The sequence below is a fragment of the Xanthobacter sp. DMC12 genome, assembly GCF_056314105.1.
Genome location: NZ_JBQUYZ010000001.1, coordinates 764,718 through 787,626, shown reverse-complemented (window position 1 = coordinate 787,626; position 22,909 = coordinate 764,718). Strand labels below are relative to the sequence as shown.

Below are 22,909 nucleotides of genomic sequence, written 5' to 3'. Positions count from 1 at the left end.
GGGGATGGCTGCCCTCAGGCGGCGCTGTCCTTGCGGGTGCCGGGAAGGCGCTTGTCGAGATAGGTGCCGACCACGCCCATCAGTTCCTCGGTCTTGCCGTCGAAGAAGTGGTTGGCGCCGGGCACCACCTGCTGCTCGATGACGATGCCCTTCTGGGTCTTCAGCTTTTCCACCAGCGTCTGCACCGCCGAGGTGGGCACGACCGCGTCCTTGTCGCCATGGACGAACAGGCCGGAGGAGGGGCAGGGCGCGAGGAAGGAGAAGTCGTAGAGGTTCGCGGGCGCGGCGATGGAGATGAAGCCCTCCACCTCGGGACGGCGCATCAGAAGCTGCATGCCGATCCAGGCGCCGAAGGAGAAGCCGGCGATCCAGCAGGCGCGGGCGTCCGGGTTCACCGACTGCGCCCAGTCGAGCGCGGCGGCGGCATCCGAAAGCTCGCCCTGTCCGTGGTCGAACGAGCCCTGCGAGCGGCCGACGCCCCGGAAGTTGAAGCGCAGCACGGAGAAGCCGCGGTTCACGAACTGGTAGTACAGATTGTACACGACCGGATTGTTCATCGTCCCGCCGAACTGCGGGTGGGGATGAAGGATAATGGCGATGGGCGCGTTGCGGGTCTTGGCGGGCTGGTAGCGGCCTTCGAGGCGCCCCTTTTCGCCGGGGAAGATCACTTCTGGCATGGAAGTCTGCAACCTCTGGGTAGCAATGACGCGCGGCGCTCTTTCGTCCTGATGGACGACGGGTCCGGCGCGGGAACCCGTCAGCACGATCCCTCTCGACTTGACGCCGGAACGGTAATGCTTGACTAACGGACGCGCGAGACCTATCTATTTAGAATAATTCTAATTTGTTCCCGGCGGCTGCGCGAACCGATGGGCGCTGCGTAGTGAGAACGGGTGAAGTTTGACCTATGACGGAGATCGCCGGCAATTGCAAGCCTGGCACGGGTCGCGGGTGCGTTTGGCACGCGGGACCGGGAGGCGGTGATGAGCGCGGGCGACAGGTCGCGGCAGTTCGGTACCAGCGCGGGCATGGGTGAGGCGAACGCCTCCCGCCCGTCCGTGCCGCGCCGCGCCTATCTCGATCACAACGCCACGAGCCCCCTTCGGCCTGAGGCCCGCGCTGCGCTGGTTGCGGCGCTGGATGCCGGTGGCAATGCCTCTTCCGTCCATGCCGAGGGCCGCGCCGCGCGCGCCCGCATCGAGGCCGCCCGCGCGGCTGTCGCGGCGCTGGCGAGTGCCCCTGTCCGGGGCGTGGTCTTCACCTCCGGCGCCACCGAGGCGGCGGCGCTGGCGCTCCATCCCGCCGTCGAGATCACCGGCCGGGCCAAGCCTTGCGACGTGCTGTTGGCGAGCGCCGTGGAACACCCGGCCGTGCTCAAGGGCCATCGCTTTCCGTCCGGTGCCGTCGAAATCCTGCCGGTGGATGGCGAGGGGCGGCTCGATCTCGACGCGTTGGCCGAGGCCCTCGCCCGCCATCGCGCCGTTGGGCGCCGTGCCCTGCTGGCAGTGATGGCGGCGAACAACGAGACCGGCGTGATCCAACCTGTCGCTGAAGCGGCCCGGCTGGTGCACGAGGCCGATGGCATCGTCTTCTGCGACGCGGTGCAGGCGGCCGGCCGCATCCCGCTCGACATGGCGGCGCTGGGCGCCGATTTTCTCGCCGTCTCCGCGCACAAGATCGGCGGTCCGCCTGGTGTCGGCGCGCTGATTGCGGCGGGGCCGGACCATCGCACCGCCCCGCTTCTGTCCGGCGGCGGGCAGGAGCGCAACCGGCGCGCGGGAACGGAGAACGGGCCGGCCATGGTCGGCTTCGGCGCGGCCGCAACCGCCGTGAAGGCGGTGCTTCCCGCCGAGGCGGCGCGGCTCGCCGGCCTGCGTGACCGGCTGGAACGGGCGGTGCTGGAAGGCGTTCCCGGTACAAGCGTGGTGGGCGCGGGCGCTGATCGCCTGCCAAACACTCTTATGGTCACTTTTGCCGGACTTCGCGCCGAGACGCTGGTGATCGCGCTGGACCTTGCCCACGTAAGCATCAGCGCCGGCTCGGCGTGTTCGTCCGGCAAGGTCGGCGCCTCGCAGGTGCTGCTCGCCATGGGATTGCCCGAGGACGAAGCGGCGGGCGCCATTCGCCTGTCGCTCGGCTGGTCGAGCACCATCGAGGATGTGGATGCCGCGGTCGAAGCCTTGAAAAAGGCCGTGCCGCAGCTGAGAAGCCGCGCTTCGCGCGCGGCGTAGCGGATGTAGCGGATTAAGCCGCGCTTTGCGCGGTTTGGGGAATTACGCCGCGCATCATGCGCGGCACACGGACTTGACCCGCGGGCCTTGACCCCGCGTGGGAGAGGAGAAGAGAGATGCCTGCGGTTCAGGAAACCGTCGAACGCGTCCGCGCGATCGACGTGGATCAGTACAAGTACGGTTTCGTCACGGACATCGAGAGCGAGAAGGCCCCGAAGGGCCTGTCCGAGGACACGATCCGTTATATTTCTGCCCGGAAGAACGAGCCCGAGTGGATGCTGGAATGGCGGCTCGACGCCTACCGGCGCTGGCTCACCATGGAAGAGCCCTCCTGGGCGCGGGTGAGCTACCCGAAGATCGATTTCCAGGACTATTATTATTACTCGGCCCCCAAGGCGGCGCCGAAGTCCATCGACGAGATCGACCCCGAAATCCTCAAGACCTACGAGAAGCTCGGCATCCCGCTGCGCGAGCGCGATGCGCTGCTCGGCATCCAGCGCGAGGGCGGCTCGAAGGTGGCGGTCGACGCGGTTTTCGACAGCGTGTCGGTCGCCACCACCTTCAAGGAGGAGCTGGCCAAGGCGGGCGTCATCTTCATGCCCATCTCGGAAGCCATCCGCGAGCATCCCGAGCTGGTGAAGAAGTATCTCGGCTCGGTCGTGCCGGTGTCGGACAATTTCTACGCCACGCTGAATTCGGCGGTCTTCTCGGACGGCTCGTTCGTCTATGTGCCGAACGGGGTGCGCTGCCCCATGGAGCTTTCCACCTATTTCCGCATCAACGAGCGCAACACCGGCCAGTTCGAGCGCACCCTCATCATCGCCGATGAAGGCGCCTATGTGAGCTACCTCGAAGGCTGCACTGCGCCCCAGCGCGACGAGAACCAGCTGCATGCGGCGGTCGTCGAACTGGTGGCGATGAAGGATGCGGAGATCAAGTATTCGACCGTCCAGAACTGGTATCCCGGCGACAAGGACGGCAAGGGCGGCATCTACAATTTCGTCACCAAGCGCGGCGACTGCCGGGGCGATAATTCCAAGATCTCCTGGACGCAGGTGGAGACCGGCTCGGCCATCACCTGGAAGTACCCGAGCTGCATCCTGCGTGGCGACAACTCGCAGGGCGAGTTCTATTCCATCGCCATCTCCAACGGCCACCAGCAGGTGGATTCGGGGACGAAGATGATCCACCTCGGCAAGAACACGTCGAGCCGGATCATCTCGAAGGGCATCGCCGCCGGGCACTCTGACAACACCTACCGGGGGCTCGTGTCCGCCCACCGCAAGGCCACCGGCGCGCGAAACTTCACCAACTGCGACTCGCTCCTCATCGGCGATCTCTGCGGGGCGCATACCGTGCCCTACATGGAGGCCAAGAACGCCTCGGCCCAGTTCGAGCACGAGGCGACCACCTCCAAGATCTCCGAGGACCAGCTCTTCTACTGCCTCCAGCGCGGCCTTTCGCAGGAGGAGGCGGTGGCGCTCATCGTCAACGGCTTCGTCCGCGATGTGCTCCAGCAACTGCCCATGGAGTTCGCCGTGGAGGCGCAGAAGCTGATCGCCGTGAGCCTCGAGGGGAGCGTGGGGTAAGGCGCCCCTGAACTGCGCGTCATGGCCGGGCTTGTCCCGGCCATCCACGTCGGCGGACCGCACCAAGGTTGCCCAGTTGGGCGCCAGCGGCGCGACGTGGATGCCCGGGACAAGCCCGGGCATGACGAGGTCCCGGAACCGCGCGCCACTTCGCGCAACGCACTTTTCGCCCGGCCCGGCCGCGGCGCATGAACGGACAGAAACATGCTCGAAATCCGCAATCTCCACGCCCGCATCGGCGAGAACGAGATTCTCAAGGGCCTCGACCTCACCATCCCGGATGGCGAGGTGCATGCCATCATGGGGCCGAACGGCTCCGGCAAGTCCACGCTCTCCTATGTCCTCTCCGGCAAGCCGGATTATGAGGTGACGGACGGCGCGGTGAGCTTCGACGGCGCGGACCTGCTCGCCCTCGACGCCAGCGAGCGCGCGGCGGCGGGTGTCTTCCTCGCCTTCCAGTATCCCATCGAGATCCCCGGCGTCGCCAACATGACCTTCCTGCGGGCGGCCATGAACGCCCAGCGCAAGGCGCGCGGCGAGGAGGAAATCTCCACCCCCGACTTCCTGAAGCTGGTGCGCGCCAAGGCGCCGGACCTCGGCATCTCGCAGGACATGCTCCGGCGCGGCGTCAACGTGGGCTTCTCGGGTGGCGAGAAGAAGCGCAACGAAATCCTGCAGATGGCCCTGCTGGAGCCGAAGCTCTGCATCCTCGACGAGACCGATTCCGGCCTCGATATCGATGCGCTCAAGGTGGTGGCTCAGGGCGTCAACGCGCTGCGCAGCCCCAAGCGCTCCATGCTGGTCATCACCCACTATCAGCGCCTGCTCGACCACATCGTGCCGGACGTGGTGCATGTGATGCACAAGGGCCGCATCGTCCGCTCCGGCGGGCCGGAGCTGGCGCTGGAGCTGGAAGAGTCGGGCTACGCGGCCTACGCGCAGGACGCGGCGTGAGGGACGGCACCATGACCATCAACGTCCGTCCCGCCCGAACGGCGGCGGAAGAAGCGATCGCCGCCGCGCTTGAGGCGTCGATCACCGCCGAGGCGGGGCAGGGGCGCATCCCCGAGATCCGCCGCGCCGCCCGCGACGCCTTCCTCACCCACGGCCTGCCCAGCCGCCGCGTGGAAGAGTGGAAGTACACCGACCTGCGCGCCGCCATCCGCGACGTCCCGAACCGCGCCCCTGCGTCGGGTGCGGTGGAGGAGGCCGAGGCCGCCGCGCTGGTGCCGGCGGTGCCGAATGCCGCCCGCATCCTGTTCGTGAACGGCGTGCTCTCCCGCGCCGGCTCGGACTTCTCGGCGCTGTCCGAGGGCGTCACCGCGCTGCCGCTGGAGAGCGCCATCGCCGCCGGCGACCCGCTCGCTGACCGCATCAATGCCCTCTCGCCGAGCCGCTATGACGGGCCGCTGGCCCTCAACACGGGCTTCCTCGGCGAGGGCGTCGCGCTCCGCGTCGATGCCGGGGTAAAGGCCGCGCGGCCGGTGCACATCGCCCACGCCTTCCCGGGCGCCGAGGCCGTCGCCGGCTTCACCCGCACCGTCGTGGTGGTGGGTGCGGGCGCCGAGGTGACACTGGTGGAGAGCTTTGCCGGGCGTGATGGCGTCGCCTACCAGTCCAACCATGCGGTGGAGCTGGTGGTGGGCGACGGCGCAATCGTGAACCTCGTGCGGCTCCAGGAGGAGGGCGACGCGGCCTTCCACTTCGGCACCCTCATGCTGGAGTTGGGCCGCGAGGCGCAGCTGAACCTCTTCACCCTCGCCCAGGGCGCGGCTCTGGCGCGCTACAATGTCTATGGCCGCTTCGAGGGCACAGGCGCCCATGCCGGCATCCGTGGGGCGACCCTCGCCCGTGGCCGCCAGCATTCGGACACGACCCTGGTCATCGACCATGCCGTGGCGCAGGGCGAAAGCCGTGAGCTGTTCAAGACCGTGCTCGCGGACGACGCCCACGGGGTTTTCCAGGGCAAGATCGTGGTGCGCCGCGCCGCCCAGAAGACCGACGGGCGGATGATGAGCCAGGCGCTCCTCCTCTCCGACCGCGCCGAGATGGACAACAAGCCGGAGCTGGAAATCTTCGCCGACGATGTCCAGTGCGGCCACGGCGCCACCGCCGGCGCGCTCGACCGCTCAATGCTCTTCTATCTGCGCTCGCGCGGACTGCCGGAAAAGGAAGCCGAGATGCTCCTTATCCAGGCCTTCCTCGGCGAGGCGGTGGAATATGTGGAGGACGCGGACATGCGCGACCTGCTGATCGAGCGGATCGGCGGGTGGCTGGAGAAGGGGCTGGGGTAGGGCGCACCCGTCATCCTCCGGCTTGACCGGAGGATCCATGTCGCCACCAGGGCCAGCGGAGGGATGGGCCCTCCGGTCGAGCCGGAGGGCGACGGCAACAATGCGTTGAAGCGTTCCTTGAGGACATTGCCATGACCAAGCCCCACCCCGCCGTCGCCAATGGCTCCTTTGACGTGGAGCGTGTGCGCGCGGACTTTCCGGCCCTGTCTCTGGAGGTGAACGGCCATCCGCTCACCTATCTCGACAATGCCGCCTCCGCCCAGAAGCCGCGGCAGGTGATCGACCGCATGGTGACCGCCTATGAGCGGGAATATTCCAACGTCCATCGCGGGCTGCACTATCTCGCCAACGCTGCCACCGAGGCGTTCGAGCACGCCCGCGAGACGGCGCGCGCCTTCCTGAATGCCGAGAGCATCGACGAGATCATCTTCACCCGCTCGGGCACCGGCGCCATCAACACGGTGGCCTCTTCCCTCGGCCAGTCCATCGAGGCGGGCGACGAGATCGTGCTCTCCATCATGGAGCATCATTCCAACATCGTGCCGTGGCACTTCCTGCGCGAGCGCAAGGGCGCCGTCATCAAGTGGGCGCCTGTGCGGGAGGACGGCTCCTTCGACCTCAACGCCTTCAAGGCGCTGCTCGGCCCGCGTACCAAGATCGTCGCCATCACGCACATGTCCAACGTGCTGGGCACGGTGACCCCGATCAAGGAGATCGCGGCGGCGGCCCATGCGGTGGGCGCCAAGGTGGTGGTGGATGGCTGCCAGGCCATCGTCCACATGCCGGTGGACGTGCGCGACCTCGATGTCGATTTCTACGCCGTCACCGGCCACAAGCTCTATGCCCCCACCGGCATCGGTTTGCTCTACGGCAAGAAGGAACTGCTGGAGGCCATGCCGCCCTACGAGGGCGGCGGCGAGATGATCCGCGAGGTGACGGAAGAGACCGTCACTTATGGCGTACCCCCGCACCGTTTTGAGGCTGGAACACCTCCAATCGTGCAGGCCATCGGCCTTGGCGCTGCAATGGAATATGTCCAATCCATCGGCCGCGAGCGGATTGCCGCGCACGAGCACGACCTCTCGGCCTATGCCCACGAACGCCTGCGGGCGTTGAATTCCCTGCGGATCATCGGCACCGCGGCGGACAAGGGCGCGATCATTTCGTTCGAGATGAAGGGCGCCCATCCACACGACGTGGCCACCATCATCGACCGCTACGGTGTCGCGGTACGGGCCGGCACCCATTGCGCACAGCCGCTTTTGGCACGATATGGTGCCACAGCAACGTGCCGCGCATCGTTTGCCCTTTACAACACGCGCGCCGACGTGGACCGTCTCTTCGACGCCCTCGTCAAGGCGCAGGATTTGTTCGCATGACCGATACCAAGTCGATCGAGGCGCCGAACCAGCCGCAGATCCAGTCTCCGATCCCGGAGGCGGAGCTTGCGCGGCTCACCGACGACATCGTGGTCGCCCTCAAGACGGTCTACGATCCCGAAATCCCCGTGGACATCTACGAGCTTGGCCTGATCTACAAGGTCGATATCTCGGATGCCCGCACCGTTGCTGTCGAGATGACGCTCACCACGCCCAACTGCCCGGCCGCGGCCGAGCTGCCTGGCATGGTGGAGAGCGCGGTTGCGGCCGTGCCCGGCATCTCGGACGTGAAGGTGGACATCACCTTCGATCCGCCCTGGGATCAGGGCCGCATGTCCGAGGAAGCCCGCGCCACCCTCAACCTCTGGTGAGGGGGGAGCGTGGCTGACGGGGAGGGGACAGCGCCCACTGCGCCGCCCCTCGGCCGGGTGCTGGAAACCGGCCTTTATGTGGACGACCTCGACCGGGCGCGCGCCTTCTACGAAGGCGTGCTGGGGCTTGTCCCCATGCTCTCGGATGCCCGCTTCGCGGCCTATCCGGTGGGCGGCACCGTGCTGCTGCTGTTCGTGCGCGGCTCTGCCGATCAAGCCATCGAACTGCCCTTCGGCGGCGCAATCCCGCCCCACGACGGTGCCGGCCGGCTCCACTTCGCCTTTTCCGCCGAAGCCGCCGACATGGAACGCTGGCGCGCCCACCTCACGGCCCATGGCGTCGCCATCGAGGGCGAGGTGAACTGGCCGAAGGGTTCGACGAGCCTTTATTTCCGCGATCCCGATGGGAATCTCGCCGAGATCGCGAGCCCTGGGCTCTGGGCGAATTATTAGGGGGCGGATTCGCTGTCATCGCCGAGCACCGGCGGGGTAGGACCCAAAGAAAAAGGCGAGGCCCCGAGCGGGCCTCGCCTTTTTTAATCCACGGGTCCAGCGCTGCCTGCAGATCTAAGTCCGCTTTTTGAGGGCCGCGCGGCCAATCCGTGATGCCGATTCCGTATGCGCCATTAAAGGCGGCCGTCGGTCGGCTTTTTCTTACCTCTCCTCCCGAGACCTGGACCGCATTCACCGCCGTCTGGCCGGCTGGTGACGGTCCCCTTTCTTGTGCGAGGGGAAAATAGAACAAGAATCTGTCGTTTGTCATCCTTGCGCCGCAATAAGTCGTTCGCTGCGCCGCAATATGGTTGCATGGCACCGCATTCGCGCCGCCGCCCTTGTGTTTTGGCCGCCCTTCCGCTTTCACTCCCGCCAGCCTGATTTCCCTCCGCACGAGAGTCCGAGCCACCCGATGCGACTGTCCCGCTATTTCCTTCCCATTCTGCGCGAGGTGCCCAAGGAGGCGGAGATCGTCTCGCACCGGCTGATGCTCCGCGCCGGCATGATCCGGCAGGAATCGGCCGGCATCTACGCCTGGCTGCCGTTCGGCCACCGCGTGCTGAACAAGGTCTGCAACATCATCCGCGAGGAGCAGAATCGCGCCGGCGCCATCGAGATGCTCATGCCGACCATCCAGTCGGCGGACCTCTGGCGCGAGAGCGGCCGATATGACGACTACGGCAAGGAAATGCTGCGCATCCGGGACCGGCACGACCGCGAGATGCTGTTCGGCCCGACCAACGAGGAGATGATCACAGAGATCGTCCGCGCCTATGTGAAGTCGTACAAGGCGCTGCCCCTCAACCTCTACCATATCCAGTGGAAGTTCCGGGACGAGGTGCGCCCGCGCTTCGGCGTCTACCGCTCGCGCGAGTTCCTGATGAAGGATGCCTATTCCTTCGATCTCGACGCGGCCGGCGCCCGCCATTCCTACAACAAGATGTTCGTCGCTTATCTGCGCACCTTCGCCCGCATGGGCCTGAAAGCGATTCCGATGGTGGCGGACACGGGACCGATCGGCGGCAACCTCTCCCACGAGTTCATCATCCTCGCCTCCACCGGCGAGAGCGAGGTGTTCTGCCATGGCGATTATCTCGACATGGCGCCGCCCCCCGCCGATGTGAACTTCGACGACCCCGCCGGCCTGCAGGGCTTGTTCGACCGCTGGACACAGCTTTATGCCGCGACCTCTGAGAAGCACGACACCGCCGCCTTCGAGGCCATCCCCGAGGCGCGGCGCCTCGCCGCGCGCGGCATCGAGGTGGGCCACATCTTCTATTTCGGCACGAAATATTCCGAACCCTTCGGCGCCAAGGTGCTCGGCCCGGATGGCAAGGAGCACACCATCCACATGGGCTCCTACGGCATCGGCCCCTCGCGCCTCGTGGCGGCCATGATCGAGGCGTCTCACGATGACAACGGCATCATCTGGCCGGACGCCGTGGCGCCCTTCCAGGTGGGCATCCTGAACCTCAAGGTCGGGGACAGTGCGACGGATGCCGCCTGCGGCGCCCTTTACGCGGAATTGACCGCTGCCGGTTACGACGTGCTGTACGACGACACCGAGGAGCGCGCCGGCGCCAAGTTCGCCACCGCCGATCTCATCGGCCTGCCGTGGCAGATTCTGGTGGGGCCGAAGAGCCTCGCCGAGGGCAAGGTGGAACTGAAGCGCCGGGTGGACGGCTCCCGCGAGCTGATCGCCGCGAGCGACATTGTGGAGAGGCTGAAGGCATGACGGCAACCCATGCGGCGGCGAGGGCAGGCGGGGACACCACCGGTACGCGCCCCTTCGCGCCGTTCGAGTGGATGCTGTCGTTGCGTTACCTCAGGGCCCGCCGCAAGGAGGGCTTCATCTCGGTCATCGCCGGCTTCTCCTTCCTCGGCATCATGCTGGGGGTGGCGACGCTCATCATCGTCATGGCGGTGATGAACGGCTTCCGGCAGGAACTGCTGGGCAAGATCCTCGGCCTCAACGGCCATGTGCTGGTGCAGCCGCTGGAAAGCCCGCTCACCGACTACAAGTCGGTAGCGGCGCGCATCGCCGCGCTCAACGGCATCCGCCTCGCGGTGCCGCTGGTGGAGGGGCAGGCGCTCGCCTCCTCGCCCTTCGGCGCCTCGGGCGTGCTGGTGCGCGGCATGGCGGAGAAGGACCTGCGCGGCCTGCCGTCCGTCGCCCACAACATCCGCCAGGGCACGCTGGAGAATTTCGACCAGGGGCAGGGCATCGCCATCGGCAAGCGCCTCGCCGACCAGCTGTCGCTGCGCGCCGGCGACAACATCACCCTCGTCGCCCCGCGCGGCGCGGTGACGCCCATGGGCACCTCGCCGCGCATCAAGGTCTACAAGATCGCCGCGGTGTTCGAGGTGGGCATGTCGGAATATGACAGCGCCTTCGTCTTCATGCCGCTGCCGGAGGCGCAGGCCTATTTCAACCGCAATGGCGACGTGAACGCCATCGAGGTCTATCTCGACAATCCGGACGACGTGGGCGAACTGCGCGCCGCGATCCAGAGCGCGGCGGAGCGGCCGGTTTATCTGGTGGACTGGCGGGTGCGGAACGCCACCTTCTTCGGCGCGCTGCAGGTGGAGCGGAACGTGATGTTCCTCATCCTCACGCTGATCGTGCTGGTGGCGGCGCTCAACATCGTGTCCGGCCTCATCATGCTGGTGAAGGACAAGGGGCACGACATCGCCATTCTGCGCACAATGGGTGCCACGCAGGGCTCCATCATGCGCATCTTCTTCATCACCGGCGCCTCCATCGGCGTGGTGGGCACCCTGTCCGGGCTGCTGCTGGGCGTGGTCGTGTGCATCAACATCGAGAGCATCCGCCAGTTCATCTCCTGGCTGACCTCCACCGAGCTGTTCTCGCCGGAGCTTTACTACCTCTCCCGCCTGCCGGCGCAGATGAACTTCGGCGAAACCTCGTCCGTGGTGCTGATGGCCATGGCGCTCTCGTTCCTGGCCACGCTCTATCCGTCCTGGCGGGCCGCCCGGCTCGATCCGGTGGAAGCCCTGAGGTACGAGTGATGGATATGCCCACCCCGCCCGAAGGCCGCTCCCCGGGCCGCGCCTCCGGCTCCGGCGCCCGTCCCCAGTTCGCGCTCGCCCTGTCCGGCGTGGTGCGGCGCTATGCGCAGGGGCAGGGGGCGCTGGAGATCCTGCGCGGCGCCGACCTCGGCATCACCCACGGCCAGTCGGTGGCGCTCGTCGCGCCGTCCGGCTCCGGCAAGTCCACGCTGCTGCATATCGCTGGGCTGCTGGAGCATTCGGACGCCGGCGAGGTGTTCATCGACGGTGCGCCAACCGCCCGCCTGCCGGATGCCGAGCGCACCCGCATCCGCCGCCTCTCCATCGGCTTCGTCTACCAGTTCCATCATCTCCTGCCCGAGTTCACGGCGCTGGAGAACGTGGCCATGCCGCAGATGATCCGCGGCCTCGGCAAGAAGGAAGCGGAAGCGCGGGCCAAGGAGCTTTTGTCCTATCTGGGCCTCGGCGCGCGCCTTACTCATCGCCCTTCGGAGCTGTCGGGCGGCGAGCAGCAGCGTGTGGCCATAGCCCGCGCCCTCGCCAATGCACCCCGCCTCCTGCTGGCCGACGAGCCCACCGGCAATCTCGACCCCAAGACCTCGGACCACGTGTTCGGTGCCATGTCGGAGCTGGTGCGGGCGACCGGCGTCGCGGCGCTGATCGCCACCCACAACCTCGACCTCGCCGCCCGCATGGACCGGCGCGTCACCCTGCGCGAAGGCAAGGTGGTCGAACTGGCCTGACCGGCGCCGCCGGCACCCCGAAAGCGTGGCATGGATTCCTTCTTCGCCGCCTCCAAGATGTTCTGGTTCCTCGTCGCGCCGTCCAACCTGCTGATGCTGCTGGGGGGGCTCGGCCTGCTGCTGGCGCTGGCCGGCGTGCGGCGATGGGGGATGGGACTCCTGGCCGTCTCCATCGTCGGCTGGGGGGTGATCGGCTTCTCGCCGCTGTCCAATTATCTCCTGAGCCCGCTGGAAGAGCGCTTTCCCATCTACCGGGGCGATGCGCCGATCACGGGCGTCATCATCCTCGGCGGGGCTGAGGTGGCCGACGTGGGCATTGCGCGGGGCGTGCCGGCTTATGCCAATGCCGGCGAGCGGGCCATCGCCTTCGGGGCGCTGGCGCGGAAATACCCCGATGCCCGGCTCGTCTTCTCCGGCGGCAACGGCAAGGGCAACTCGGAAACCCTCACCGAAGCCCGCATGACGATGATCGCCTTGCCGGAACTCGGAATTGCCCCAGAGCGGGTGGAGTTTGAAAGCCGTTCCCGCAACACCGCCGAGAATGCGCTTTTCTCGAAGGAACTGCTGAAGCCCAGGCCGGGCGAGCGCTGGCTGCTGGTGACGAGCGCGTTCCACATGCCGCGCGCGGTCGGCTGCTTCCGCAAGGTGGGATTCGACGTGATCCCCTATCCGGTCGATTTCCGCACCATCGGTCCGGACCAGCTGAACGAGACCTTCTCGCGCACCGCTTCCGGGCTCGACGTGGCGGATGTGTCCCTCAAGGAATGGGTCGGCCTCGTCGCCTATTATCTGTCGGGCAAGACCAGCGCGCTGTTTCCGGCGCCCTGAGCGTTCATTGCCTGCCCTAGTCGTTCCTCGGCAGACCGATGCGGTAGACGCCCCGGAAATCGGACGGGTCCACCGGCTTGCCCTTGCGATAGATCATCAGCCGGCCTTCCAGCGCCAGGCGAACGGCCACGCGCCGCACCACCGGCAGCGCCCGCTGCCATTCGTCCTTCGGCATGAGCGCCACCGCCGCATCCATGGGACCGATGCTCTTGCCCGGCCCGGCTTCCCCCGCGAGGCGCAGGAGCAGCGCCGCCGCGGCCTCCTCGTCGGGCAGAGGGGAGGAGCCGGCGGACGAATCGGAGGTGGGGGCGGCGTTCATGTGTAAAGTCCTATCCCATCCTCGCGGATTTTCGCATGCGCAAAGGACGGGCTCCTCCGCGAGTCCGCCTGTGGATAGCGGCAGTCTCCGGTTCTGCATGCGAGCCGTTCGCAGAAGGCATGGCGCGGGCCTTGCCGAAGCGTTCATAAATTCTTAATCAATGTTGCGATGCGGGACGTTCTTCGTGCCGCGGGGGATTCGTCGAAAGAGCCGCTATCCATCATGGATCTCAGCCAAGGTTATGCCCATCGCCGCTCCTGCTGGGGCGTCGCGCGCACCGCGCTTGCCGTCTTTCTGGTCGCCGTCGCGGTGATCTACCTCTATGGAGGCTTCGACGCCTCCGTGCTGCGGCCGCACTGAACGCAGCGGCCGGCTGCGGGTTTTCTTTTACCATGAGGGTCGCGCGCCGGTCCGCCGCGTTGCCTTGCGCTGCGGACCGGACAATTATCCGCGCCCCGACCGGCGGCCGTAAAGGCATGTCCGGAGCGGGAACCGGAATCAGGCCAATGGCGTTCGCCCCGGCCTGCGGGCAGCGTCGCGGAGGGCGCCATGGCAGAATGGATTGACCGAACCCTCAGCATTCTGAACAGCAATTTCGATGTTCCCGGCTGGGTCGTGCTGGCCGCCATGGTCATCGGCGCCGTGTTCGTCTTCGTGCTGTTCGTACGCTCGGAGCCCAATGAGAATCCGCTGACCCTGCTCGTGCTCATCGGCATCCTGCTCGGGGGCCTGTCGGTGGGCAGCGCCATGCTCAAGCAGATCATCCAGGCCGCCGCCATTTCGGAGGCGCGGGCGCTGGAAGCCCGGGCCTCGGCCCTCGATTCCGCCGCCGCCCAGTCGGCGCTGGGCTGCCTCGGCGCTGATCCCTCCCTCATCCAGGTGTGCGAGGCGGTGCTGTTCGAGCGGCCTGACACGGTGGCGTCCGCCCGCTCGATGGTGCGCGCGCGCATGGCTCTCGTTGAAGATGCGTTCGAGTTCGTGCGTCGGCGCAAGGCCGACTACCTGACCGAGCGGATCATCGCCTGGCGCCGCCCGCTGGAGCAGGATCCCTACGGCCTCGTCGCCTCCGCGCTGGTGGACTTCACCGGCTGCACGGCAAGCTATTGCCCGCAGGCGGCGATCTTCGGCGATCCGACCCGCATCATCGCCAACATGAACGAGGGGCGGTACGCCAGCCTCATCACCAAATATTCGCCGGTGTGGGAGCGCAACGCGCGCAACCGGGGCATGACCGGCGGTCCGCCGCCGCGCACGGGCCCGTTCGGCATGCTGCTGCAGTCTGATCCGAACCACGCGGCCCAGCCCGGCGCGCCTGCGGCGACCGGACCTTCCGCTGGTGCGCCGTCCGCCGTGCCCTCGGCCGAGGAACCTGAGGTCATCGCTCCGCCGCCTTCCGCGCCGCTGCCGCCCGCCCGTCCCCCGGTGCGAACCCCGGCCGCGCAAGCGACGCCCCCGGCGAATCCCGCGCCCCGCCCCGCGGCGCCGCGTCCCCGTCCCCAGCCTGCTGCGCCGGCCGAGGCGGAACCCGCGGCCGAGGGCGCGCCCGCCGCCCCCAACGGCCAATAGCGCGGGCGCGATGGCGCTTCATCTCATCAAGCTGTGCGTCGGCGCCACGTCCATCGCCGATCTCGAAGCCTGGATCGCCGACCGCGCCGACACCGCGCGGCGGGCCGGCGTTCCGTTCGAGCAGATCCACGTCACGCGCATGGTGCCGAGCCGCAAGGACGAGCTGATCGACGGCGGTTCGCTCTATTGGGTCATCAAGGGCGAGGTGGCGGCGCGCCAGCGCCTCATCGATCTGCGCACGGTCGTCGATCCGGACGGCGTGCGCCGCTGCGGCCTCGTGCTCGATCCCGCCGTCGTCCGCGTGGAACCGCGCCCCTCGCGCCCGTTTCAGGGCTGGCGCTACCTCGCCGACCGGGAGGCGCCCCGCGATCTCGGGACCAGCGCCGGCGCCGCCGACCTTCCCGAAGCCCTCAGCCGCGAACTGCGCGACCTCGGCCTTCTCTGAACGGCGCGGGTGACCTTTGGTCATCTTCCGTTCAGGAAGCCTTCGCCATGGTCCGCGCCGAAGCTCCCGGTGCCCCCGCGCCGGGCGCCATCGAGGGAGATCGTCATGACCATTCGCTTCGCGCCGGCCCTATCTGCCTGTGCTGCCGGCCTGTGCGCCGCGAGCCTGTTGGCATCCGGCGGCGCGCTGGCGCAGCAGAGCCAGGCGCTCAAGGAGATCCCCGCCGACAAGGCCAAGCTCACCGGCGCCATGACGGTGGACTACAATTCCCGCTCCCTGCGCTCCTCCAGCGGGACCGATCTTTATGAGATCACCGACCTGTCGGTGGCGGACATCATGATCCTGAAGGGCTCCGTGCAGCGCACGCCGGGCAAGAGCCTCGTCTATTCGGTGAAGTTCGACGTCATCAACCCGGCCAACCCCTCCCAGGTGGCGCGGGAGGTGGCGATCCTGCGCGGTGACCTGCAGATCGACGCCAACGGCCGCTACATTCCGGATGCCGGCCGCCTGCGCATCGATGTCGTGAAGGGCAACCAGACCTCATCGCCCTTCGGCGGCTCCATCCAGGGCCGCAACGTGACGCGCTGGTGGGAGGTGGCCGAGCAGTTCCGCCGGGCGCAGAAGGAGGCGGACAAGATCTATTCCCGCATGGTCGACGGCAAGGTGGTGTCGATCCAGGTGAAGAACCCCGATCCGCTACGCTTCGAGCGCACCCAGCTCGCAGCCGGTCCCTTCTCCTTCCTCCCCGAGGCGCGGGTCTCCGGCAACCTCGACTACGACTACGAACTCGGCAACTGGCTGACCGACGCCAACGGCGTGACCTTCGCCTACACGGTCGCCGATCGTTCCATCAGCGATCGCGTGTCCGGCTCGATCCGCTTCGTGGAGGAGAACGGCAACTTCACCGACAAGGCCGGCAAGAAGAAGCCCTATACCGGCTATTACGAATACAACCTGCGCTGGAACGAGCAGGCGGTGAACACCGACCAATCCTTCTTCGACGCCAGCGCGGCGCAGGCGCAGTCCGACGCCTTCTTCTCGGCCGCCGACCAGTCGAAGCCCGGCCTCTACGGCCGCGTCTATTACAACGACAGCGAGGACGCCTGCAAAAGGGTGAAGGGCGACAACGGCCGCGACAAGTGCGTCGGCCCCACCCGCTCGGAAGTCACCTGGGACCTGAAGGCGGAGAAGCTGACCTACGCGCAGCTCGCCAACTGGGTGAAGCTGGAGATGCTGATCCTCGGGCCGCTCACCGACGAGTGAGCTTGCGAGAGAGGGGGAGGGCCTGCCCTCCCATTCACTCCAGCACGGCGGCCTTGAGCAGGCACACCATGAAGGCGCGGGCGGGCGCGCCGGAGCGGTTGCGGATGACATGGCGGCGATCGCAGCGATAACGCACGGTCTCGCCTTCCTTCACTGTCTCCACCTGGCCGGCCACGTCCACCTCCAGCGTGCCGGCGGTGACGGTGAGGCATTCCACCGACCCGCGCTGGTGCCCGTCCGAATCGAGTTCGCCGCCGGGCGCGGCCTCGAGGTCGTAATACTGGAGCCACTCCACCGTCTTGATCCAGCCAATGATGGACAGGCGCACCAGCCCGTCCTCGGAGAGCAGAATCGGCGTGTCGGCGCGGGAGAGCTTCTCCACGAAGGGCGCATCGTCAGAGGAGGCGAGCACCCGCTCCACCGACATGTCCAGCGCCTGCGACAGGCGCCACACGGTCGCGAGTGTCGGATTGGTCTCGTTGCGCTCGATCTGGCTGATGATGGACTTCGCCACGCCGGATTGTTCGGCGAGGTCCGACAGGGACAGGTTGTAAGCCTTGCGCAGGCGCTGGATGGTCTTGCCCAGCTGCCCGGTAATCACCTGGGCGCCGGTTTCAAGAGAACTGCCCCCGCGGTCCCTGACGGCCATGCCCCAATATCCTTTCAACCGAACGAGCGTTCGCTTCGGCGGACGTTATCGTCCGGACGCGCGGGATGGAAGGTGGAGGGGACGGCGAAGGGGCGATTTTCCGTCGCCTAGTCACGCCAGAGCTTGAAAAAGTGGTGCACCGGGCCATGGCCGGCGCCCACGTCCAGGCGGTCGGCGGCCGCAATGGCGCCGGTGATGTAGGCCTTGGCGTTCTCCACCGCATCCGAAAGGCCGAGCCCGGACGCGAGCCCGGCGGCGATGGCGGATGACAGCGTGCAGCCGGTGCCGTGGGTGTTGCGCGTGGCGTGGCGCGGGGCGGTGAAGCGCTGCGTTCCGTCCGGCGTGACGAGGAGGTCGATGCTCTCCGGTCCCTCGCCGTGCCCGCCCTTCATGAGCACGGCCCGCGCGCCCAGCGCCAGCAGCGCCGCGCCCTGGCGCTGCATCTCCTCTTCCGTCTTCGCCGCCTCGGTGCCGAGCAGCGCGCCGGCTTCCGGCAGGTTGGGGGTGATGAGGTCGGCGGCGGGAATGAGGATGGCGCGCAGGTCATTGAGCGAATCGTCGCTCAGGAGCCGCGCCCCGGATGCCGCCACCATGACCGGATCAAGCACCACCGGCCGCGCCTTGTGGCGCTTGAGCCCCTCCGCCACGGTGCGGATGGCGCCCGGGCGCGACAGCATGCCGATCTTCACCGCCTTCACCGCGAGGTCCGAAAACACCGCATCCATCTGCGCGGCGATGAAATCGTCCGGCACGTCGTGGATGGCGCTGACGCCCGTCGTGTTCTGTGCCGTGAGCGCGGTGATGACGCTGGCGCCGTAAACCCCCAGCGCGGAAAAGGCTTTCAGGTCCGCCTGGATGCCGGCGCCGCCGCTGGAATCCGAGCCGGCAATGGTGAGGGCGATGGGAATGGGCCGGCTCATGGACGACGTGAGGCTCCGGTAGGGCAGGGACGATCGTGCCGCCACCCTTGCGAGTCCCGGCGGATTTGTCCACCTTGGCGCGGCCCGTGAGGGCCTTCCGATCCCGCCGCCAGCGGAGCACGCCGTGGTTCCCTTCTTCGTCCAGATCAAGTGCCAGCTCGGGAAGTCCTACGAGGTGGCCGATGCCCTCGCCAATGCGGAGATTGCCTCCGAGATCTACTCCACGGCCGGCGAGTTCGACCTTCTGGTGAAGTTCTATGTGGAGCCCGGCACCGACATCGGCCATTTCGTGAACCAGAAGGTGCAGACCATTCCGGGTATCCAGGACACCCGCACCCTCATCACGTTCAAGGCGTTCTGACGCCCCTCCCGCGGGCCTGCCACCCATTATCGATCCAGCTGGAGCGAACGCACAGGAAGGTGCGGGCGCCCGTGCGCGCGCAAAGTTGCCGGGATAGCCGGCGGGGGATTGATCGCGCGGGCCGCATGTATTACTCAAGGACAAGGCGATGGTATTCTAGTATTGAATGCTTCTAAAGTGAGCCTCGACCCGCAGCATCGGTCGCGGCCCGCGCCCTGATCTGGAGCGATTCAAAATGAACAGGTACGAACACGGGGGCTCTCATCTGAATGACACCGAGCGGGAGGGGGAATGGACCTTCCGGGCGGCGCAGGAGACCTGCCGGGCCATCCCGATGGTGGACGCGCAGCTCGACAGCCGCGACCTGTTCGCGGCCGGCCGGCTCGTCACGATTGCCCATGGCGAGTACACGTATCAGTTGCGCCTCACCGCTCAGAACAAGCTGATCCTGACCAAATAGTCCGCAGCGGTCTTCGCGTACCTGCCGCCGCCGCGGCGGCCCCCCGCGCAGCCACTGCCTTTCCTTCGCCGCCTTTCGTCTGCATCACCGTCCGCCCCGGCGGAAGGTCGTCTCTGCGCGCTCCCGTCCGGCCCTTTTCGGCACGGGCGGTTCTGCTATTGTCCGCGCCCAATTCGAGCGGATCCTGACCGAAGCATGGCCATCTCAGAGCCCGCGACCCACAAGGGGCGGGCGTTCGACCTTGACCTGCCGCAGCGCCTCGCGAGCATGCTCGACGCAGCGTCAGTGCGTCATGGCCGTGCCGTGTTGGCACTGGTTGCCGTCGCCCTCATCGCCTTCCTGCCGGGCTTCTTCAGCCTCTCGCCCATCGACCGCGACGAGGCCCGCTTCGCCCAGGCGACGAAGCAGATGCTGGAGAGCGGGAATTACGTCGATATCCGCTTCCACACCCAGGCGCGGCACAAGAAGCCGATCGGCATCTACTGGTTGCAGGCCGCCTCGGTGAAAGCCGGCGAGGCGGTGATCGGGCCGTCCGCCCACTCTTCCATCTGGCTCTATCGGCTGCCGTCGCTGTTGGCGGCCATCGGTGCGGTGCTGCTCACCTATTGGACGGCGCTCGTCTTCCTTTCCCGCCGCGGCGCGCTGTTTGCCGGGCTGATGATGGCGGGATGCGTCCTTCTGGGGGTGGAGGCGCGCCTCGCCAAGACCGATGCGGTTCTGCTCTTCACCATCCTCGCCTGCTTCGGGGCGCTGGCGCGCGCCTATGTCCGCCCGCCCGAGGCGCGACAGGGCGACTGGACCCTCGCCTTCATCTTCTGGACCGGCCTTGCGGCCGGCGTCCTCGTGAAGGGGCCGGTGGCGCCCCTTTTCGTCGGCCCCGCGATTGCCGCACTCGCCGTCGCCGACCGCTCCGGCGCCTTCCTGCGGCCGCTGAAGCCCCTCATGGGGCTGGCGTGGTGCCTGCTGCTGGTGCTGCCGTGGTTCGTCGCGATCTACATCGTCACCAACGGCGCCTTCTACCAGCACGCCGTCGGCGTCGACATGATGGGCAAGGTGGCCGAAGGCGCGGAGGGCCACTGGGGTCCGCCCGGCGCCTATTTCCTGGCCGCATGGGGCACCTTCTGGCCCTCCATCGTCGTCGCGGCGATGGCCGCGCCCTACGTCTGGCGCAACCGCCGCGAGCAGGCGGTGCGCTTCCTCCTGTGCTGGCTGGTTCCGAGCTGGGTGCTGTTTGAACTGGCCGTCACCAAGCTGCCGCACTATGTGCTGCCGGTCTATCCGGCGCTGGCGATCCTTTCGGCCCTCGCCATCGAGCGCGGGGGGCTGGCCCGGGCCGGATCGCGGCTCGCCGGCCTCGTGTGGTTCTGGCCGGGCTTCGGCATCGTGGTCTCGCTGGCTCTGGGCGCGGCCTATCTCTATTTCGGCAGCGGCTTCGGCCTCGCCGCGTGGCCGCTGCTGCTGCTGGGCTCCATGCTTCTGTGGTGGGCGGCGCGGTCCTTCCCCCGGGCGGGCATCGAGGGGGCATTCCTCACCGCCCTGGCCGGTGCGCTCGTGCTCTATTTCGCCGTTTGGCAGGTGATGCTGCCGCAGATGCGGGCGCTTTGGATTTCCGAGCGGCTCGCCGCCGTGGTGAAGCAGCAGGGCTGCCCGGCCTCGCAGGTCGCCTCCTTCCCCTATCAGGAGCCGAGCCTGGTCTTCCTGGTGGGGACGCAGATCAACTACGTCCTGCCCAATGAGGCGGCGGCACTGCTGAAGAAGGGCGGCTGCGCCCTCGCCTTCATCGACGCGCGCTTTTCCCCCGCCTTCGAGCGGCACGCCGGCCTGCTCGCGCTGAAATACCACGCGGTCGCGACTATCTCCGGCTTTACCTACAACGGCGGACGCCCCACTGCGATCACTGTGTTCCGCTCCGACGAGGCCGCGCCGTGAGCGGGCAGGACCGCGCCGGCGCGGCCCCTTCCGCTTCCCTCGTTGCGGCCTTGCGGCTGGCGGGGGACCGCGTGCGGCTCCTCCTCGTCTCCATCTGGCGGGGCCTCGCCTACCTGCGCGACCGCCGCATCGGCGTGCCGCGCCCGCGCATCGGCTTCCTCGGGCGGTGGGAGGCGCTGGCGCTTCTCGTGCTGACGGCCGGCGTGGTGGCAGCGCTGATGCTGCTGGTCGATCCGCTCACCATCGGCCTCCGGCTCCGGCTGCCGTCCTGGCTGGTCGTCTTCTGTGATCGCCTCACCGACCTCGGGTTCAGCGGCGTGGTGCTGTGGCCGCTCGGCATCGGCCTCGCCTACGCCCTGATGCTGACCCACGCGGGCGACGACATGACCCGGCGTATCGCCGCCAGCGTCGCGGCCCGCCTCGGCTTCCTCTTCCTCGCCATCGCGCCGGTCGGGCTGCTGGTGGCGATCGTCAAGCACACCCTCGGCCGGGCGCGACCGCACGCCGCCATGCACCTCAAGGGGCCGAACCCCGAGATGACATTCGATTTCCTGATCTGGAAATCGAGCTTCGCGTCGTTCCCCTCGGGCCATTCCACCACCACCTTCGCGGCCGCCGTAGCGTTCGCCGCCCTGTTTCCGCGGGCGCGGACGATCCTCCTCGTGGCGGCGTTCCCCATCGCCGCCACCCGCATCGCCCTCAGCTCCCACTATCCGAGCGACGTCGTGGCCGGGGCGGTGCTGGGGACGGCCGCTGCCTTGTGGACGGTGAAGCTGTTCGCCGCGCGCCGCGTCGTCTTCGCGGTTGACGCGGCGGGGACGATCGTGCCCATGGCGGGGCCGTCCGCGCGACGGCTCGCCCGTCTCCTTGCTCCCGTCAATCCCGCGCGGGCCGGCTCGTCCCTGCCTGCGCCGCACGACGTGAGCACCGCCGTTCCAGCCGAAGAGGCGAGACCGTGACTTCCCTTTCTTCCGAAACCACCGCCGTGCCCCGGCTGTCGGTGGTGATCGCCGTCAAGGACGAGGCGGACAACGTGCTGCCGCTCATCGAGGAGATCGATGCGGCGCTGTCGTTCGAGCCGTTCGAGCTGATTTTCGTCGACGATGGCTCCACCGACGCCACCCTCGCCAACCTGCGGCTGGCCCAGGAGACCCGTCCCTATCTGCGGATCGTCGTGCATGCCAAGGCCTGCGGGAAGTCCGCGGGCGTAGATACCGGCGCCTGGGCCGCGCGGGGCGACCTGCTCCTGCTCCTCGACGGGGATGGGCAGAACAACCCCGCCTATCTGCCCGAGATGGTCCGCGTCATGGACGCGGGCGGTCCCACCGTGGGCATGGTGCAGGGCGAGCGGCAGGGGCGCAAGGACACGGGATTCAAGCGCTTCCAGTCGCGCCTTGCCAACGGCGTGCGCAGCGCCCTGCTCAACGACGGCTCGCGCGACACCGGGTGCGGGCTCAAGGTCGTGCGCCGGGAGGTGCATCTACGCCTGCCCATGTTCGATGGCCAGCACCGCTTCATGGCCGCCTTGATCCGGCGCGAGGGCTATGAAACCCGCACCGTCAAGGTGGTGGACCGGGACCGCTGGCACGGTGTGTCCAAGTACGGCTTCTGGAACCGCCTGTGGGTGGGCATTGCCGACATGTTCGGGGTGTTCTGGCTGGTCCACCGGCGGCGCATGCCGCGGGTGGTGGAGCGCGGCTGATGGTCTATTACCTGTCGCAGATCGGCACCTACCTGCACGAGGTGTTCATCGACCAGTTCGACTGGTGGGTGGCGCTCGGCCTCGTGGCGCAGTTCATGTTCACCATGCGCTTCGTGGTGCAGTGGATCGCCAGCGAGCGCGCGCAGCGCTCGGTGATCCCCTTCGCCTTCTGGACCTTTTCCCTCGGCGGCGGCTCGCTGCTGCTGATCTATGCCATCTACCGCAAGGACCCGGTGTTCATCGCCGGGCAGGCGCTTTCCACCTTCATCTACATCCGCAACCTCCAGTTCGCCCTGCGCGAGCGGCGGGCGAACCGGGCCGTCACTTGAGCTGGG

25 protein-coding genes are annotated in these 22,909 nt (G+C 67.6%); 21 read left to right on the top strand and 4 right to left on the bottom strand.

From position 1 onward, the window contains the following. Positions 1–14 precede the first annotated feature (14 nt). Positions 15–677 carry an alpha/beta hydrolase gene (locus tag ACT535_RS03595; protein ID WP_168458004.1) on the bottom strand — a complete coding sequence of 221 codons (663 nt, stop codon included), beginning with the start codon at positions 675–677 and terminating at the stop codon, positions 15–17. 306 nt (positions 678–983) lie between these two features. Between ACT535_RS03595 and ACT535_RS03590 the strand changes: the two genes are divergently transcribed. The 11 genes from ACT535_RS03590 to ACT535_RS03540 all read left to right on the top strand — a co-directional run bounded on the left by ACT535_RS03590 (position 984) and on the right by ACT535_RS03540 (position 12,960). Then, positions 984–2,231: a cysteine desulfurase family protein gene (locus ACT535_RS03590; protein ID WP_476363387.1), complete on the top strand. Its 1,248-nt coding sequence runs from the start codon at positions 984–986 to the stop codon at positions 2,229–2,231. 116 nt (positions 2,232–2,347) lie between these two features. Then, a complete protein-coding gene (gene sufB, locus ACT535_RS03585; protein WP_476363386.1) occupies positions 2,348–3,820 on the top strand; it encodes a Fe-S cluster assembly protein SufB in 1,473 nt (490 codons plus the stop codon). Positions 3,821–4,024: 204 nt separating this feature from the next. Beyond that, positions 4,025–4,774, top strand: a complete 750-nt coding sequence (sufC, locus tag ACT535_RS03580) for a Fe-S cluster assembly ATPase SufC (RefSeq protein ID WP_476363385.1) — start codon at positions 4,025–4,027, stop codon at positions 4,772–4,774. A gap of 11 nt (positions 4,775–4,785) precedes the next feature. After that, entirely contained in the window at positions 4,786–6,114 is a 1,329-nt protein-coding gene (sufD, locus tag ACT535_RS03575) for a Fe-S cluster assembly protein SufD (protein ID WP_476363384.1), read from the top strand. 131 nt (positions 6,115–6,245) lie between these two features. Then, positions 6,246–7,493, top strand: coding sequence for a cysteine desulfurase (locus ACT535_RS03570; protein WP_476363383.1), 1,248 nt, complete (start codon positions 6,246–6,248; stop codon positions 7,491–7,493). Next, positions 7,490–7,864 (top strand): SUF system Fe-S cluster assembly protein, encoded by a 375-nt coding sequence (locus tag ACT535_RS03565; RefSeq protein ID WP_168457999.1) that lies wholly within the window; start codon positions 7,490–7,492, stop codon positions 7,862–7,864. The genes ACT535_RS03570 and ACT535_RS03565 overlap by 4 nt, the downstream gene beginning before the upstream one ends. A gap of 9 nt (positions 7,865–7,873) precedes the next feature. Then, on the top strand, positions 7,874–8,317 hold the full coding sequence (locus ACT535_RS03560) for a VOC family protein (RefSeq protein WP_476363382.1): 444 nt from the start codon (positions 7,874–7,876) through the stop codon (positions 8,315–8,317). A gap of 454 nt (positions 8,318–8,771) precedes the next feature. Continuing rightward, on the top strand, positions 8,772–10,094 hold the full coding sequence (proS, locus tag ACT535_RS03555) for a proline--tRNA ligase (protein ID WP_476363381.1): 1,323 nt from the start codon (positions 8,772–8,774) through the stop codon (positions 10,092–10,094). Beyond that, positions 10,091–11,389 carry a lipoprotein-releasing ABC transporter permease subunit gene (locus tag ACT535_RS03550; protein ID WP_168457996.1) on the top strand — a complete coding sequence of 433 codons (1,299 nt, stop codon included), beginning with the start codon at positions 10,091–10,093 and terminating at the stop codon, positions 11,387–11,389. The genes proS and ACT535_RS03550 overlap by 4 nt, the downstream gene beginning before the upstream one ends. Before the next feature lie 5 nt (positions 11,390–11,394). After that, positions 11,395–12,132: an ABC transporter ATP-binding protein gene (locus ACT535_RS03545; protein ID WP_168458281.1), complete on the top strand. Its 738-nt coding sequence runs from the start codon at positions 11,395–11,397 to the stop codon at positions 12,130–12,132. Positions 12,133–12,162: 30 nt separating this feature from the next. Next, complete coding sequence (locus ACT535_RS03540; RefSeq protein ID WP_476363380.1) at positions 12,163–12,960, top strand: YdcF family protein; 798 nt, start codon at positions 12,163–12,165, stop codon at positions 12,958–12,960. 16 nt (positions 12,961–12,976) lie between these two features. On the opposite strand, the gene ACT535_RS03535 is transcribed toward ACT535_RS03540, so the two are convergent. After that, positions 12,977–13,279, bottom strand: coding sequence for a DUF3253 domain-containing protein (locus tag ACT535_RS03535; protein ID WP_168457994.1), 303 nt, complete (start codon positions 13,277–13,279; stop codon positions 12,977–12,979). Positions 13,280–13,501: 222 nt separating this feature from the next. Here ACT535_RS03535 and ACT535_RS03530 point away from each other — a divergent pair, with 222 nt between their 5' ends. The 4 genes from ACT535_RS03530 to ACT535_RS03515 all read left to right on the top strand — a co-directional run bounded on the left by ACT535_RS03530 (position 13,502) and on the right by ACT535_RS03515 (position 16,553). After that, positions 13,502–13,639 carry a hypothetical protein gene (locus ACT535_RS03530; RefSeq protein ID WP_168457993.1) on the top strand — a complete coding sequence of 46 codons (138 nt, stop codon included), beginning with the start codon at positions 13,502–13,504 and terminating at the stop codon, positions 13,637–13,639. A gap of 189 nt (positions 13,640–13,828) precedes the next feature. Beyond that, positions 13,829–14,845: a hypothetical protein gene (locus ACT535_RS03525; protein ID WP_476363379.1), complete on the top strand. Its 1,017-nt coding sequence runs from the start codon at positions 13,829–13,831 to the stop codon at positions 14,843–14,845. Between the two features lie 10 nt (positions 14,846–14,855). Continuing rightward, on the top strand, positions 14,856–15,290 hold the full coding sequence (locus tag ACT535_RS03520) for a DUF1489 family protein (RefSeq protein ID WP_476363378.1): 435 nt from the start codon (positions 14,856–14,858) through the stop codon (positions 15,288–15,290). 105 nt (positions 15,291–15,395) lie between these two features. Further along, a complete protein-coding gene (locus tag ACT535_RS03515) occupies positions 15,396–16,553 on the top strand; it encodes a hypothetical protein (RefSeq protein WP_168457990.1) in 1,158 nt (385 codons plus the stop codon). 34 nt (positions 16,554–16,587) lie between these two features. On the opposite strand, the gene ACT535_RS03510 is transcribed toward ACT535_RS03515, so the two are convergent. Together ACT535_RS03510 and thiD are read right to left on the bottom strand one after the other, a co-directional pair. After that, positions 16,588–17,202 carry an XRE family transcriptional regulator gene (locus ACT535_RS03510; protein ID WP_168457989.1) on the bottom strand — a complete coding sequence of 205 codons (615 nt, stop codon included), beginning with the start codon at positions 17,200–17,202 and terminating at the stop codon, positions 16,588–16,590. 107 nt (positions 17,203–17,309) lie between these two features. Next, complete coding sequence (gene thiD, locus ACT535_RS03505) at positions 17,310–18,122, bottom strand: bifunctional hydroxymethylpyrimidine kinase/phosphomethylpyrimidine kinase (protein ID WP_476363377.1); 813 nt, start codon at positions 18,120–18,122, stop codon at positions 17,310–17,312. A 124-nt stretch (positions 18,123–18,246) separates the two neighbouring features. On the opposite strand from thiD, the gene ACT535_RS03500 reads away from it, so the two are divergent. The 6 genes from ACT535_RS03500 to ACT535_RS03475 all read left to right on the top strand — a co-directional run bounded on the left by ACT535_RS03500 (position 18,247) and on the right by ACT535_RS03475 (position 22,903). Next, a complete protein-coding gene (locus tag ACT535_RS03500; protein ID WP_168457987.1) occupies positions 18,247–18,483 on the top strand; it encodes an Lrp/AsnC ligand binding domain-containing protein in 237 nt (78 codons plus the stop codon). A gap of 235 nt (positions 18,484–18,718) precedes the next feature. Beyond that, positions 18,719–18,943 (top strand): hemin uptake protein HemP, encoded by a 225-nt coding sequence (locus tag ACT535_RS03495; RefSeq protein ID WP_476322139.1) that lies wholly within the window; start codon positions 18,719–18,721, stop codon positions 18,941–18,943. Positions 18,944–19,138: 195 nt separating this feature from the next. After that, a complete protein-coding gene (locus ACT535_RS03490; protein WP_476363376.1) occupies positions 19,139–20,872 on the top strand; it encodes an ArnT family glycosyltransferase in 1,734 nt (577 codons plus the stop codon). Then, positions 20,869–21,831, top strand: coding sequence for a phosphatase PAP2 family protein (locus ACT535_RS03485; RefSeq protein ID WP_476363375.1), 963 nt, complete (start codon positions 20,869–20,871; stop codon positions 21,829–21,831). Before ACT535_RS03490 ends, ACT535_RS03485 begins: the two co-directional genes overlap by 4 nt. After that, complete coding sequence (locus ACT535_RS03480; protein WP_168457984.1) at positions 21,828–22,574, top strand: glycosyltransferase; 747 nt, start codon at positions 21,828–21,830, stop codon at positions 22,572–22,574. The genes ACT535_RS03485 and ACT535_RS03480 overlap by 4 nt, the downstream gene beginning before the upstream one ends. After that, positions 22,574–22,903, top strand: a complete 330-nt coding sequence (locus ACT535_RS03475) for a lipid-A-disaccharide synthase N-terminal domain-containing protein (protein ID WP_168457983.1) — start codon at positions 22,574–22,576, stop codon at positions 22,901–22,903. The genes ACT535_RS03480 and ACT535_RS03475 overlap by 1 nt, the downstream gene beginning before the upstream one ends. Positions 22,904–22,909 lie beyond the last annotated feature (6 nt).

Excerpts from the sequence above, each read along its gene's own strand:
- ACT535_RS03595 (WP_168458004.1), bottom strand. The coding sequence starts at position 677 with ATGCCAGAAGTGATCTTCCCCGGCGAAAAGGGGCGCCTCGAAGGCCGC.
- ACT535_RS03515 (WP_168457990.1), top strand. The coding sequence starts at position 15,396 with ATGACCATTCGCTTCGCGCCGGCCCTATCTGCCTGTGCTGCCGGCCTG.
- ACT535_RS03495 (WP_476322139.1), top strand. The coding sequence starts at position 18,719 with ATGAACAGGTACGAACACGGGGGCTCTCATCTGAATGACACCGAGCGG.
- sufB (WP_476363386.1), top strand. The coding sequence starts at position 2,348 with ATGCCTGCGGTTCAGGAAACCGTCGAACGCGTCCGCGCGATCGACGTG.
- ACT535_RS03565 (WP_168457999.1), top strand. The coding sequence starts at position 7,490 with ATGACCGATACCAAGTCGATCGAGGCGCCGAACCAGCCGCAGATCCAG.
- ACT535_RS03550 (WP_168457996.1), top strand. The coding sequence starts at position 10,091 with ATGACGGCAACCCATGCGGCGGCGAGGGCAGGCGGGGACACCACCGGT.
- ACT535_RS03520 (WP_476363378.1), top strand. The coding sequence starts at position 14,856 with ATGGCGCTTCATCTCATCAAGCTGTGCGTCGGCGCCACGTCCATCGCC.
- ACT535_RS03530 (WP_168457993.1), top strand. The coding sequence starts at position 13,502 with ATGGATCTCAGCCAAGGTTATGCCCATCGCCGCTCCTGCTGGGGCGTC.
- ACT535_RS03535 (WP_168457994.1), bottom strand. The coding sequence starts at position 13,279 with ATGAACGCCGCCCCCACCTCCGATTCGTCCGCCGGCTCCTCCCCTCTG.
- ACT535_RS03510 (WP_168457989.1), bottom strand. The coding sequence starts at position 17,202 with ATGGCCGTCAGGGACCGCGGGGGCAGTTCTCTTGAAACCGGCGCCCAG.
- ACT535_RS03525 (WP_476363379.1), top strand. The coding sequence starts at position 13,829 with ATGGCAGAATGGATTGACCGAACCCTCAGCATTCTGAACAGCAATTTC.
- thiD (WP_476363377.1), bottom strand. The coding sequence starts at position 18,122 with ATGAGCCGGCCCATTCCCATCGCCCTCACCATTGCCGGCTCGGATTCC.
- sufD (WP_476363384.1), top strand. The coding sequence starts at position 4,786 with ATGACCATCAACGTCCGTCCCGCCCGAACGGCGGCGGAAGAAGCGATC.
- sufC (WP_476363385.1), top strand. The coding sequence starts at position 4,025 with ATGCTCGAAATCCGCAATCTCCACGCCCGCATCGGCGAGAACGAGATT.
- ACT535_RS03475 (WP_168457983.1), top strand. The coding sequence starts at position 22,574 with ATGGTCTATTACCTGTCGCAGATCGGCACCTACCTGCACGAGGTGTTC.
- ACT535_RS03570 (WP_476363383.1), top strand. The coding sequence starts at position 6,246 with ATGACCAAGCCCCACCCCGCCGTCGCCAATGGCTCCTTTGACGTGGAG.
- ACT535_RS03545 (WP_168458281.1), top strand. The coding sequence starts at position 11,395 with ATGCCCACCCCGCCCGAAGGCCGCTCCCCGGGCCGCGCCTCCGGCTCC.
- ACT535_RS03490 (WP_476363376.1), top strand. The coding sequence starts at position 19,139 with ATGGCCATCTCAGAGCCCGCGACCCACAAGGGGCGGGCGTTCGACCTT.
- ACT535_RS03590 (WP_476363387.1), top strand. The coding sequence starts at position 984 with ATGAGCGCGGGCGACAGGTCGCGGCAGTTCGGTACCAGCGCGGGCATG.
- ACT535_RS03540 (WP_476363380.1), top strand. The coding sequence starts at position 12,163 with ATGGATTCCTTCTTCGCCGCCTCCAAGATGTTCTGGTTCCTCGTCGCG.
- proS (WP_476363381.1), top strand. The coding sequence starts at position 8,772 with ATGCGACTGTCCCGCTATTTCCTTCCCATTCTGCGCGAGGTGCCCAAG.